The following is a 12,582-nucleotide window of genomic DNA, read 5'->3' as shown; positions in this document are numbered from 1 at the left end:
GCCGCACAGAGCCTGCTCTGCAGCGGCCGGTGCCCGGGTTTCCGTCAGTTAAGTTTTAGCAAGGGTCTAATCAGACATGGCAGAAAAAGAAAAGACGAAAAGGAATCGGCGCGAGGAAATATTGCAGGCGTTAGCCCAGATGCTGGAGTCCAGCGACGGCAGCCAACGCATCACCACCGCCAAGCTCGCCGCGAACGTGGGTGTTTCTGAAGCTGCGCTGTACCGGCATTTCCCCAGCAAGACACGGATGTTCGACAGCCTGATCGAGTTTATCGAAGACAGCCTGATCACCCGCATCAACCTGATCTTGCAGGATGAGAAAGAGACGTTTAATCGTCTGCGCCTGATTTTACTGCTGATTCTGGGCTTTGCGGAACGCAACCCGGGGCTGACGCGCATCATGACCGGCCACGCGCTGATGTTTGAACAGGATCGCCTGCAGGGCCGCATCAACCAGCTGTTCGAACGCATCGAGGCGCAGCTGCGACAGGTGCTGAAAGAGCGAAAATTGCGCGAAGGCAAAGGCTTTATCGTCGATGAAACGCTGCTGGCCAGCCAGCTGCTGGCCTTCTGCGAAGGCATGTTGTCGCGCTATGTGCGTTCGGAATTCCGCTATCGCCCAACGCAGGAATTCGACGCCCGCTGGCCGCTGTTGGCGGCCCAGCTGCAATAAAGATAACGCCGGGCATGCCCGGCGTTTTTACTTACACCCCGTACTGCTCGCGGTAAGCGCGCACCGCCGCCAGGTGGTCCGCCATTTCCGGCTTCTCTTCCAGATAGGCGATCAGGTCCTTCAGCGTCACGATCGAAATCACCTTGCAGTGATAGTCGCGTTCCACTTCCTGAATGGCGGAGATATCCGCGCGGCCGCGTTCCTGACGGTCGAGGGAAATCAGCACGCCCGCCAGCGAAGCGCCGCTGGCGCCGATGATTTCCATCGACTCGCGGATCGCGGTGCCGGCGGTGATCACATCGTCCACCAACATCACTCGCCCCTGCAGCGGGCTGCCCACCAGCGAACCGCCTTCGCCGTGGGTCTTGGCTTCCTTACGGTTAAAGCAGTAAGGCACGTCGCGCTCATGGTGTTCCGCCAACGCCACCGCCGTAGTGGTGGCAATAGGAATGCCTTTATAGGCCGGGCCAAACAGCAGGTCGAAATCGATGCCGGAGTCCATCAGGGCTTCGGCGTAGAAGCGCCCCAACAGCGCAAGATCGCGCCCGGTATTAAACAGGCCGGCGTTGAAGAAATACGGGCTGGTGCGGCCGGATTTCAGGGTGAACTCGCCGAATTTCAATACCTGCTTGTTAAGCGCGAACTCGATAAACTGGCGCTGATAGGCTTTCATTACTGCTTCTCCTCGTCTGAATCTGCTTAGGTCTTGTTATTACTGCCGCCCGATCGCCGGGCATAAAAAAGGCGACTTCTCAGTCGCCTTAAAAAATCAGTCCGCCAGCGCCGCTTTCTGCGCCTGGAAGATGGTTTCGATGCCCCCTCGGGCCAGCGCCAATAGCGCCAACAGCTCATCGTGGCTGAACGGCTCGCCTTCGGCGGTGCCCTGCACCTCAATCATGCGGCCATCTTCCATCATCACCACGTTCATGTCGGTTTCCGCCGCGGAATCCTCCACATACTCCAGATCGCACAGCGCTTCGCCATTGACGATGCCGACGGAAACCGCCGCCACCATGCCCTTCATCGGGTTGGCTTTCAGCTTGCCGTTGGCCACCAGCGTGTTCAACGCATCGGCCAGCGCCACGCAGGCGCCGGAGATCGAGGCAGTTCGGGTACCGCCGTCGGCCTGCAGTACGTCGCAGTCGAGGGTGATGGTGAATTCACCGAGCTTTTTCAGGTCTACCGCGGCGCGCAGCGAGCGGGCGATCAGGCGCTGGATCTCCAGCGTGCGGCCACCCTGTTTGCCTTTGGCGGCTTCACGAGCGTTGCGGCTGTGGGTGGAGCGCGGCAGCATGCCGTACTCGGCGGTGATCCAACCTTGCCCCTGGCCTTTCAGGAAGCGCGGAACGCCCTCTTCTACCGTGGCGGTGCACAAGACTTTGGTATCGCCAAACTCAACCAGCACTGAACCTTCAGCGTGTTTGGTATAGTGACGGGTCAGTGTCAGGGGGCGAACTTGCTGTGGTGCTCTGCCTGCAGGACGCATGGGCTCTCTCCGGCTTCAAATCAACTATTGGCTGCGCATTATACGGGCTTCGTGACGTAATGCCTATCCTGCCCGCAGCCGCGACGCTATAATCGCCCCATCTTTTCCTATTACGGGTACGCATCAATGATCCGCAGCATGACCGCCTACGCCCGGCGTGAAATCAAGGGTGAATGGGGCAGCGCAGCCTGGGAGCTGCGTTCCGTTAACCAGCGCTACTTAGAAACCTACATCCGCCTGCCGGAACAATTCCGCAGCCTGGAGCCGGTGATCCGTGAACGTATCCGTGGCCGCCTGACCCGCGGCAAAGTCGAATGCAACCTGCGTTTCGAGCTGGATCCAAGCGCGCAAAGCTCGCTGATCCTGAACGAAAAACTGGCCAAACAGCTGGTCGAAGCCGCCAACTGGGTGAAAATGCAGAGCGACGAAGGTGAAATCAACCCGATCGACGTGCTGCGCTGGCCGGGCGTGATGTCCGCGCAGGAGCAGGATCTGGACGCCATCAGCGCCGAGCTGATGCAGGCGCTGGACGGCGCGCTGGATGACTTCATCGTCGCACGCGAAAGCGAAGGTGCCGCGCTGAAAACGCTGATCGAACAGCGCCTCGACGGCGTCAGCGCCGAAGTGGTCAAAGTGCGCGCCCAGATGCCGAACATCCTGCAATGGCAGCGCGAGCGCCTGGTCAGCAAGTTGGAAGAGGCACAGGTACAGCTGGAAAACACCCGCCTGGAGCAGGAGCTAGTGCTGATGGCGCAGCGCATCGACGTCGCCGAAGAGCTGGACCGTCTGGAAGCGCACGTGAAAGAGACGCACAACATTCTGAAGAAGAAAGAAGCCGTCGGCCGCCGCCTCGACTTTATGATGCAGGAGTTCAACCGCGAATCGAACACCCTGGCCTCCAAGTCGATCAATGCCGACGTTACCGCTTCCGCCATCGAGCTGAAAGTGCTGATTGAGCAAATGCGCGAGCAGATCCAGAACATCGAGTGATCCTGCCCCGCATGCCATCAAGCCCGCGCCAAGCGGGCTTTTTTATGGCTGCAGATCAGCGATGGGCGGCCGCCTGCTCTTCATCAATCAGCCCCATTTTCTGCAGCTGCACCGCAATGCTCCAGGTTGAGCACTCGAACTCATCGCTCAGCGCTTCCAGCGTCGCCCCGGCCGCATGGCTCTCACGCAGCCGCAGTTTTTCTTCTTCCGGCCAAGGGAAGTAGGCATTGGCCGGCCGGCCCTCGGCCAGATTCTTCTGCCGCTTCTCCTCCGGCGTCAGCCGGGCTTTTTTCTGCAGTTCGGCTTCACCGTCGAACTCATTGGCCAACGCGAACAGCAGGCGGATAGCCTCTGGCGCACAGGCCGCCGAAGCCGGTCTCAACAGCTCGCCGGTGTCGGGATTAACGCCGTTGGCCAGCGCCCTGAGCAACGTGCCGGTATTCATCGTTCGCCTCCTTGTCCGAGAAAATACGCGCCGGTCGTGGCGCTTTGTTCAGGCATTTTTCTCTGCCTCTCTCGAGAAAACCACGCTTTACGCCATGAAAAAGCGCCAGTTGCGAGCCAGATTCCAAGCGTTTGCACGCGAGTGACGGCGATTGCATCAGGTTGCGAGCCGGCAGGCCTCTGGGCAACCGGCCACCGGGAAGCTTATGAAAAACTGCCGAGCAGCGCGTGCGGATGACAATCGGCAAGATATCCCGCACGCCATAAGTATTTTGTTCTAATTATCACGCAAGGTAATGAAAGGGCGGCGATGCTGTGGCTAAATGTGTTTTTTTCCTGCCCGTGAACCGTACGGACCGTTTATGCCACAAATTCTGCAATTTATTATGGCTCTGGTGGTGATCATCGCCCTGGCGCTGCTGGTCAGCAATAATCGCAAGAAAATCCGCCTGCGCTATATCATCCAGCTGCTGGTGATCGAAGGCGCGCTGGCCTATTTCTTCCTGCACTCCGCCAGCGGGCTCAGCGTGATCAAACACGTCGCCGGCTTCTTCGACACCCTGCTCGCCTACGCCGCCCAAGGATCGGAGTTCGTGTTCGGCGGCATGAGCAAGGATGGCCTGGCGTTCATCTTCCTCGGCGTTTTGTGCCCTATCATCTTTATTTCCGCCCTGATCGGCATTTTGCAGCATTTCCGCATCCTGCCGCTGATCATCCGCCTGGTCGGCACCCTGCTGTCCAAGGTCAACGGCATGGGCAAGCTGGAGTCGTTCAACGCCGTCAGCACGCTGGTGCTGGGGCAGTCGGAGAACTTCATCGCCTATAAAGGCATCATCGGCGATATCTCGCCGCGCCGCATGTACACCATGGCCGCGACCGCCATGTCGACGGTATCGCTCTCCATCGTCGGCGCCTACATGTCGATGATCGACGCGCAGTACGTGGTGGCGGCATTGATCCTCAACATGTTCAGCACCTTTATCATCCTGTCGATCATCAACCCGTATCAGGTCGAAGACGAGCCCGAGCTGAAGCTGAACAAGCTGCACGAAGATCAGAGCTTCTTCGAAATGTTGGGCGAGTACATTCTGGCCGGCTTCAAGATTGCGATGATCATCGCGGCGATGCTGATCGGCTTTATCGCGCTGATCTCCGCCGTCAATGCGCTGTTCTCCGCGGTGCTCGGCATCAGCTTCCAGCAGATCCTCGGCTATGTGTTCTATCCGCTGGCCTGGCTGATCGGCATCCCGGCGGAAGAGGCCCTGAAGGCGGGCAGCATCATGGCGACCAAGCTGGTGGCCAACGAATTCGTGGCGATGATTGAGCTGAAGAAAATCGCGGCGGAGCTGTCGCCGCGCGGGCTGGGCATTCTGTCGGTGTTCCTGGTGTCATTCGCCAACTTCGCCTCCATCGGCATCGTCGCCGGCGCCATCAAGGGGTTGAACGAGCAGCAAGGCAACGTGGTTTCCCGTTTTGGCCTGAAGCTGGTTTACGGCTCGACGCTGGTAAGCCTGCTGTCGGCGGCCATCGCCGGCCTGGTGCTGTAATCCCCACTCCCGGCCGCATGGCCGGGATTTCGCTTTAAAACGCCACGCACACCGGCGCATCCACCCGCATTACCGAATCCTGCGCAAACTGCTGCTTATAGCCGCTGCGTAGCGCCTCGATATTCGCCTCGCTCTCTTTGCCCGGCGCATGGATCAACAGCAGCGCCTTGCTGTTCTCACGCGCCAGCTTGCCGTCGTGGCCCAGCCACTGCCCTTTGGCATCAAAGACCGTCAGCCCGTCCTTAAAACGCGGCGTCACCTGGCTGTCGACGAAGGTTTGCCACTCGACGGCGGTGATCGCCGGCCCCGCCGGGCGATTCAGGCCGAAGTAGAGCGTTGTTTGCATCATCGGATCGCCGGTGTGGCAAGCCGGGGCGGGTGAAACAGCCTGGTGGCCTGGCGCCACGCAGCCGCTCAGCAACAGGGCAACCAACAAGGCGCCGGCGGCCAGTTTCGGGGAGTTTTTCATCTGCAATCTCAGTTTCTCGGTTGAAGGATTCGCTGCAAAAAGCATAGTCAGCGATGGAAATCAGCGCGAGATTTCTAATGCTTTTATTAACACCAAGATGTTAAAAAAGGCTGGTTATCGGCAATAAAAACGGAGTTTGAATTAGATAAATTAATCCGAAACACCATCGGTGAAAAAAACTCAGTAGCGCGCATTATCGGCGGCGATTACCCTGCCGGCCATCATTCTGACGCAAGTACGCTGTGAACCCCTTATGTTACTGAGCATCCTTTATATCATCGGCATCACCGCCGAAGCCATGACCGGCGCGCTGGCGGCCGGCCGCCGCCAAATGGACATGTTCGGCGTGATCATCATCGCTTCGGTCACGGCGATCGGCGGCGGGTCGGTGCGCGATATGCTGCTCGGGCATTTTCCATTGGGCTGGGTCAAACACCCGGAATACATCGTCATCGTCGCGATAGCGGCGATCGTCACCACCTGGGTGGCCCCCCTGATGCGCCATCTGCGCCGCCTGTTCCTGGTGCTCGACGCCGTCGGCCTGATCGTCTTCTCCATCATCGGCGCCCAAGTGGCGCTGGACATGGGGCACAGCGCGATTATCGCCGCCATCGCCGCGGTGATCACCGGCGTTTTCGGCGGGGTGCTGCGCGACATGTTCTGCAACCGCATCCCGCTGGTTTTCCAGAAAGAGATCTATGCCGGCATCTCCTTCAGCGCCGCCTGGCTGTATATCGGCCTGCAGCACCTCAGCCTGCCGCACAATCTGGTGGTGATCCTCACGCTGGTCGCCGGCCTGAGCGCGCGCCTGATCGCCCTGCGCTTCCGCCTCGGCCTGCCGGTGTTCAACTACCAGCATCCGGATCACTGATCTCGGGGCGGCAACGCGCCGCCGCCGAGGCCAAAACTGCAGAAATGTTGCCCTTCGACGCGCAAATTCGCTCATTCGCCGCTTTTTCCGCGCAAAGCGGCGGGCAAAATGCGAGCTAACGCTGCACCCGGCGCGTTAGCCGTGTATACTGTGCGGAGAAAATACACATCCGCTGTTATTGGCATATCAACCGTTATCAACGAACATCATCATGGCTCAAGGCACGCTTTATATTGTCTCTGCTCCCAGTGGCGCAGGTAAATCAAGTCTGATTCAGGCTTTGTTAAAGACGCAACCGCTGTACGACACGCAGGTTTCGGTTTCGCACACCACGCGCGACAGCCGCCCGGGTGAGAATCACGGCGAACACTATTTCTTCGTCTCGAAAGACGAATTCCGTCGGATGATCGAGCAGGACGCATTTCTTGAGCACGCCGAAGTGTTCGGCAACTATTACGGCACCTCGCGCGCCGCCATCGAACAAGTGTTGGCGACCGGCGTAGACGTGTTTCTGGATATCGACTGGCAGGGCGCGCAGCAAATCCGCGCCAAAATGCCGCAGGCGCGCAGCATCTTCATTCTGCCGCCGTCGAAGGAAGAACTGGGCCGCCGCCTGCGCGGGCGCGGGCAGGATTCCGAAGAGGTGATCGCCAAGCGCATGGCTCAGGCCGTGGCGGAGATGACGCATTACGCGGAGTACGATTACCTGATCGTGAACGATGATTTCGATCTGGCGCTGTCCGATCTGAAGACCATCATTCGCGCCGAACGCCTGCGTTTGGGCCGCCAATTGCTGCGGCATGACGCTTTAATCAGCAAACTATTGGCAGACTGAAGGCAGTTTCAGTATCATGCCCAGTCTTTTCGTCACCTGTGGAGTAGCACAAATATGGCACGCGTAACTGTTCAAGACGCTGTAGAGAAAATTGGTAACCGTTTTGACCTGGTGTTGGTCGCTGCTCGTCGGGCGCGTCAGATCCAGACCGGCGGCAAAGATGCACTGGTTCCGGAAGAGAACGACAAGTACACCGTTATCGCCCTGCGCGAAATCGAAGAAGGCCTGATCACCAGCCAGATCCTCGACGTGCGTGAGCGCCAGGAGCAGCAAGAGCAGGAAGCCGCAGAGATTCAAGCGGTTACCGCGATTGCTGAAGGTCGTCGTTAATTAGACTGCGAGTCCGCCTTGTACCTGTTTGAAAGCCTGAATCTGCTGATTCAACGTTACCTGCCCGAGGAGCAGATTAAGCGCCTCAAACAGGCATACCTCGTCGCGCGCGACGCGCACGAGGGCCAGACACGCTCCAGCGGTGAGCCTTACATTACTCACCCGGTCGCCGTGGCCTGCATCCTGGCGGAAATGCGTCTCGATCACGAGACGCTGATGGCGGCATTGCTGCACGACGTCATCGAAGACACCCCAGCCACCTATCAAGATATGGAACAGCTGTTCGGCAAGAGCGTCGCCGAACTGGTGGAGGGCGTCTCCAAGCTCGACAAGCTGAAGTTCCAGGACAAGAAAGAAGCGCAGGCGGAAAACTTCCGCAAGATGATCATGGCGATGGTGCAGGATATCCGCGTCGTGCTGATCAAGCTGGCCGACCGTACGCACAACATGCGCACCCTCGGTTCGCTGCGCCCCGACAAACGCCGGCGCATCGCGCGTGAAACCCTGGAAATCTACAGCCCGCTCGCCCACCGTCTGGGTATTCATCACCTGAAGACCGAGCTGGAAGAGCTGGGCTTCGAGGCGCTGTATCCGAACCGTTATCGCGTGATCAAGGAAGTGGTGAAAGCCGCGCGCGGCAACCGCAAAGAGATGATTCAAAAAATCCTCTCCGAGATCGAAGGGCGACTGACCGAAGCCGGTATCGCCTGCCGCGTCAGCGGGCGGGAAAAACACCTCTACTCCATCTACCTCAAGATGCACCTCAAGGAACAGCGTTTCCATTCCATCATGGATATCTACGCGTTCCGGGTGATCGTGAAAGAGGTCGATACCTGCTACCGCGTGCTCGGCCAGGTGCACAGCCTGTACAAACCGCGCCCGGGGCGGGTGAAAGATTACATCGCCATTCCCAAGGCCAACGGCTATCAATCGCTGCATACCTCGCTGATCGGCCCGCACGGCGTGCCGGTCGAAGTGCAGATCCGCACCGAAGACATGGACCAGATGGCTGAGATGGGGGTAGCCGCGCACTGGGCTTATAAGGAAAGAGAACAGGGCGAAACCGGCACCACGGCGCAGATCCGCGCCCAGCGCTGGATGCAAAGCCTGCTGGAGCTGCAGCAAAGCGCCGGCAGTTCGTTTGAATTTATCGAGAGCGTCAAATCCGATCTGTTCCCGGATGAGATTTACGTTTTCACCCCGGAAGGCCGCATCGTCGAGCTGCCCGCCGGCGCCACGCCGGTCGATTTCGCCTATGCGGTGCATACCGATATCGGCCATGCCTGCGTCGGCGCGCGCGTCGATCGTCAGCCGTACCCGCTGTCGCAGTCGCTGACCAGCGGCCAGACCGTCGAGATCATCACCGCGCCGGGCGCGCGGCCCAACGCCGCCTGGCTGAACTTCGTGGTCAGCTCGAAAGCGCGCGCCAAAATTCGCCAGATGCTGAAGAACCTCAAGCGCGACGACTCCGTCGGCCTCGGCCGCCGTCTGCTCAACCACGCGCTGGGCGGCAGCCGCAAGCTGGCCGAAATCCCGCAGGAAAACATTCAGCACGAGCTGGACCGCATGAAGCTGGCGACGCTGGACGATCTGCTGGCGGAAATCGGCCTCGGCAACGCCATGAGCGTGGTGGTGGCGAAGAACCTGCAGGGCGATCAGTCCAGCCTGGGCGCATCCTCCGGCGTGCGTAACCTGGCCATCAAGGGCGCCGACGGGGTGTTGATCACCTTCGCCAAGTGCTGCCGTCCGATTCCGGGCGATCCGATTATCGCTCACGTCAGCCCGGGCAAAGGGCTGGTGATCCACCATGAGTCCTGCCGCAATATTCGCGGCTATCAGAAAGAGCCTGAGAAGTTCATGGCGGTCGAGTGGGATAAAGAGACCGAGCAGGAGTTCATCGCCGAGATCAAGGTGGATATGTTCAACCACCAGGGCGCGCTGGCCAACCTGACGGCGGCGATCAACGCGGCCGAGTCCAATATTCAGAGCCTGAACACCGAAGAGAAAGACGGTCGGGTTTATAGCGCCTTTATCCGCTTGACCACCCGCGATCGCATCCATTTGGCAAACATTATGCGTAAAATCCGTATCATGCCGGATGTGATCAAAGTTAACCGCAACCGAAACTAGCGCTTATGAGTCCTGAACGCTATGCGCGGATTTGTGAAATGCTCGCGACCCGGCAGCCGGATTTGACGGTCTGCCTGGAGCAAGTGCACAAGCCGCATAACGTCTCCGCCATTATCCGCACCGCCGACGCCGTCGGCGTGCATCAGGTCCACGCCGTGTGGCCCACCACCCGCATGCGCACCCTTGTTTCCTCCGCCGCCGGCAGCAACAGCTGGGTCAGCGTCAAAACCCATCGCACCATCGGCGACGCGGTCGGTCATCTGAAAGCGCAGGGCATGCAAATTCTGGCCACCAATCTGTCTGCGCGCGCGGTCGATTTCCGCGAGGTGGACTACACCCGGCCCACCTGCGTGCTGCTCGGCCAGGAAAAAACCGGCATCACCGAAGAAGCGCTGGCGCTGGCCGATCGGGACATCGTCATTCCGATGATCGGCATGGTGCAATCGCTCAACGTCTCCGTGGCCTCGGCGCTGATCCTGTATGAAGCGCAGCGCCAGCGGCAGAACGCCGGCCTGTATCGCCGCGACAACAGCATGCTGGATGAAGAAGAGCAGCAGCGTCTGCTGTTCGAAGGCGGTTACCCGGTGCTGGCCAACGTGGCCAAGCGCAAAGGGCTGCCGCGCCCGCAAATTGACGAGCAGGGCCAGGTGGTCGCCAGCGCCGAATGGTGGACGGCCATGCAGGCGACGGTGCGCAAATGAAAGGCCGCCTGCTGGATGCTGTCCCACTCACCACGCTTTCCGGGGTTGGCGCCAGCCAGGCGGGCAAACTGGCCAAACTCGGCCTCGAGACCATTCAGGATCTGCTGCTGCACCTGCCTCTGCGCTACGAAGACCGCACCCGCCTCTACCCGATCAACGATCTGCTGCCGGGCATCTACGCCACGGTAGAAGGGGAAGTGCTGCGCAGCGACATCAGCTTCGGCCGCCGCCGCATGCTGACCTGCCAGATCAGCGACGGCACCGGCATCCTCACCATGCGGTTCTTCAACTTCAACGCCGCAATGAAGAACAGCCTGGCCACCGGCCGCCGCGTGACCGCCTACGGCGAGATCAAGCGCGGCAACCACGGCGCGGAAATCATCCATCCGGAATACCGCATTCAGGGCGAAGCCAGCGAGGTTGAGCTGCAAGAGTCGCTGACGCCGGTCTACCCCACCACCGAAGGGGTGCGGCAGGCCACGCTGCGCAAGCTGACCGATCAGGCGCTGGAGCTGCTGGATACCTGCGCTATCGCCGAGCTGCTGCCGCCGGAGCTGAGCGGCGGCCTGATGAGCCTGCCGCAGGCGCTGCACACCCTGCATCGCCCGCCGCCGGACATCCAGCTGGCGGATCTGGAGCTGGGCAAACACCCGGCGCAAAAACGCCTGATCCTTGAAGAGCTGCTGGCGCATAACCTCAGCATGCTGGCGGTGCGCGCCGGCGCGCAGAGCTATCAGGCGCAGCCGCTGCTGCCGGACGATCGGCTGAAAAACCGTTTTCTCGCCCAGCTGCCGTTCTCGCCGACCGGCGCGCAAACGCGCGTGGTGGCCGACATCGAAGCCGATATGCAAAAAGACTTCCCGATGATGCGGCTGGTGCAGGGCGACGTCGGCTCCGGCAAAACGCTGGTGGCGGCGCTGGCGGCGCTGCGCGCCATCGCGCACGGCAAGCAGGTAGCGCTGATGGCGCCGACCGAGCTACTGGCCGAGCAGCACGCCAACAATTTCCGTCAGTGGTTTGAACCGCTGGGGCTGGAGGTCGGCTGGCTGGCCGGCAAACAGAAAGGCAAGGCGCGCATCGCGCAGCAGGAGGCTATCGCCAGCGGCCAGGTGTCGATGGTGGTCGGCACCCACGCCATCTTCCAGGAGCAGGTACAGTTCAACGGCCTGGCGCTGGTGATCATTGATGAGCAGCACCGCTTCGGGGTGCATCAGCGGCTGGCGCTGTGGGAGAAAGGCGAAGAGCAAGGCTTCCACGCCCATCAGCTGATCATGACCGCCACGCCGATCCCGCGCACGCTGGCGATGACCGCCTATGCCGATCTCGATACCTCGGTCATCGACGAGCTGCCGCCGGGCCGCACGCCGGTGACCACCGTCGCCATCCCCGATACCCGCCGCGCCGACATCATTCAACGGGTGAAAAGCGCCTGTCTGGAAGAGGGGCGGCAGGCTTACTGGGTATGTACGCTGATCGAAGAGTCCGAGCTGCTGGAAGCGCAGGCGGCGGAAGCCACCTGGGAAGAACTGAAAACCGCGCTGCCAGAGCTGAAGGTAGCGCTGGTGCACGGCCGCATGAAAGCGCAGGAAAAGCAGGCGGTGATGCAGGCGTTTAAACAGGGCGAGCTGCAGCTGTTGGTGGCCACTACGGTGATCGAAGTCGGCGTCGACGTGCCGAACGCCAGCCTGATGATCATCGAAAACCCGGAGCGGCTGGGCCTGGCTCAGCTGCACCAGCTGCGCGGCCGCGTAGGGCGCGGCGCCGTGGCCTCACACTGCGTGCTGCTGTACAAAACGCCGCTGAGCAAGACTGCGCAAACGCGCCTGCAGGTGCTGCGCGACAGCAACGATGGCTTCGTCATCGCGCAGCGCGATCTGGAGATCCGCGGCCCGGGCGAGCTGCTGGGCACCCGCCAGACCGGCAGCGCCGAATTCAAGGTGGCGGATCTGCTGCGCGATCAGGCGATGATCCCCGAAGTGCAGCGCGTCGCTCGCCATCTCCATCAGCACTATCCGGAGCACGCCCAGGCGCTGATCGAACGCTGGCTGCCGGAGAAGGCGCGCTACTCCAACGCATAAAAAAGGGCGCCGCAGGCGCCCTTTTCGC

General features: G+C 60.5%; 13 protein-coding genes. 9 read left to right on the top strand and 4 right to left on the bottom strand.

Annotation, left to right across the window (positions count from 1 at the left end; translation table 11 throughout):
- Positions 1-76 precede the first annotated feature (76 nt).
- Entirely contained in the window at positions 77-673 is a 597-nt protein-coding gene (slmA, locus tag ACSBQQ_RS23040) for a nucleoid occlusion factor SlmA (RefSeq protein ID WP_004931203.1), read from the top strand.
- A gap of 31 nt (positions 674-704) precedes the next feature.
- On the opposite strand, the gene pyrE is transcribed toward slmA, so the two are convergent.
- A complete protein-coding gene (pyrE, locus tag ACSBQQ_RS23035) occupies positions 705-1,346 on the bottom strand; it encodes an orotate phosphoribosyltransferase (protein WP_004931204.1) in 642 nt (213 codons plus the stop codon).
- Between the two features lie 96 nt (positions 1,347-1,442).
- Entirely contained in the window at positions 1,443-2,159 is a 717-nt protein-coding gene (gene rph / locus ACSBQQ_RS23030; RefSeq protein ID WP_025160305.1) for a ribonuclease PH, read from the bottom strand.
- A gap of 126 nt (positions 2,160-2,285) precedes the next feature.
- Here rph and ACSBQQ_RS23025 point away from each other — a divergent pair, with 126 nt between their 5' ends.
- The gene (locus ACSBQQ_RS23025; RefSeq protein WP_015379441.1) at positions 2,286-3,149 is read left to right on the top strand and encodes a YicC/YloC family endoribonuclease; all 864 of its coding nucleotides are present in this window, start codon (positions 2,286-2,288) and stop codon (positions 3,147-3,149) included.
- Positions 3,150-3,204: 55 nt separating this feature from the next.
- Here the strand turns inward: ACSBQQ_RS23025 and ACSBQQ_RS23020 are convergent, their stop codons facing one another.
- Positions 3,205-3,594: a hypothetical protein gene (locus ACSBQQ_RS23020; RefSeq protein WP_048322030.1), complete on the bottom strand. Its 390-nt coding sequence runs from the start codon at positions 3,592-3,594 to the stop codon at positions 3,205-3,207.
- A gap of 361 nt (positions 3,595-3,955) precedes the next feature.
- Here ACSBQQ_RS23020 and ACSBQQ_RS23015 point away from each other — a divergent pair, with 361 nt between their 5' ends.
- The gene (locus tag ACSBQQ_RS23015; protein ID WP_004931212.1) at positions 3,956-5,140 is read left to right on the top strand and encodes a NupC/NupG family nucleoside CNT transporter; all 1,185 of its coding nucleotides are present in this window, start codon (positions 3,956-3,958) and stop codon (positions 5,138-5,140) included.
- 34 nt (positions 5,141-5,174) lie between these two features.
- Here the strand turns inward: ACSBQQ_RS23015 and ACSBQQ_RS23010 are convergent, their stop codons facing one another.
- Positions 5,175-5,609, bottom strand: coding sequence for a DUF3574 domain-containing protein (locus tag ACSBQQ_RS23010; RefSeq protein WP_060429418.1), 435 nt, complete (start codon positions 5,607-5,609; stop codon positions 5,175-5,177).
- Between the two features lie 253 nt (positions 5,610-5,862).
- On the opposite strand from ACSBQQ_RS23010, the gene ACSBQQ_RS23005 reads away from it, so the two are divergent.
- From ACSBQQ_RS23005 to recG, 6 genes are all read left to right on the top strand, one after another.
- Positions 5,863-6,480, top strand: a complete 618-nt coding sequence (locus ACSBQQ_RS23005) for a trimeric intracellular cation channel family protein (protein WP_025304704.1) — start codon at positions 5,863-5,865, stop codon at positions 6,478-6,480.
- 211 nt (positions 6,481-6,691) lie between these two features.
- Positions 6,692-7,315, top strand: coding sequence for a guanylate kinase (gene gmk / locus ACSBQQ_RS23000; protein WP_004931218.1), 624 nt, complete (start codon positions 6,692-6,694; stop codon positions 7,313-7,315).
- Positions 7,316-7,369: 54 nt separating this feature from the next.
- The gene (gene rpoZ / locus ACSBQQ_RS22995) at positions 7,370-7,645 is read left to right on the top strand and encodes a DNA-directed RNA polymerase subunit omega (protein WP_004931221.1); all 276 of its coding nucleotides are present in this window, start codon (positions 7,370-7,372) and stop codon (positions 7,643-7,645) included.
- An 18-nt stretch (positions 7,646-7,663) separates the two neighbouring features.
- Positions 7,664-9,775, top strand: a complete 2,112-nt coding sequence (gene spoT, locus ACSBQQ_RS22990) for a bifunctional GTP diphosphokinase/guanosine-3',5'-bis pyrophosphate 3'-pyrophosphohydrolase (RefSeq protein ID WP_019452189.1) — start codon at positions 7,664-7,666, stop codon at positions 9,773-9,775.
- Positions 9,776-9,780: 5 nt separating this feature from the next.
- Positions 9,781-10,476: a tRNA (guanosine(18)-2'-O)-methyltransferase TrmH gene (trmH, locus tag ACSBQQ_RS22985; protein WP_060429419.1), complete on the top strand. Its 696-nt coding sequence runs from the start codon at positions 9,781-9,783 to the stop codon at positions 10,474-10,476.
- Positions 10,473-12,554, top strand: a complete 2,082-nt coding sequence (recG, locus tag ACSBQQ_RS22980; RefSeq protein ID WP_033636486.1) for an ATP-dependent DNA helicase RecG — start codon at positions 10,473-10,475, stop codon at positions 12,552-12,554. The genes trmH and recG overlap by 4 nt, the downstream gene beginning before the upstream one ends.
- The last annotated feature ends 28 nt before the right edge of the window (positions 12,555-12,582 follow it).

It is taken from the genome of Serratia sp. G204Y (assembly GCF_051172435.1).
Classification (GTDB): domain Bacteria; phylum Pseudomonadota; class Gammaproteobacteria; order Enterobacterales; family Enterobacteriaceae; genus Serratia; species Serratia sarumanii.
The sequence above is the reverse complement of the archived record's forward strand: the minus strand, read 5'-3'. Positions and strand labels throughout refer to the sequence as shown.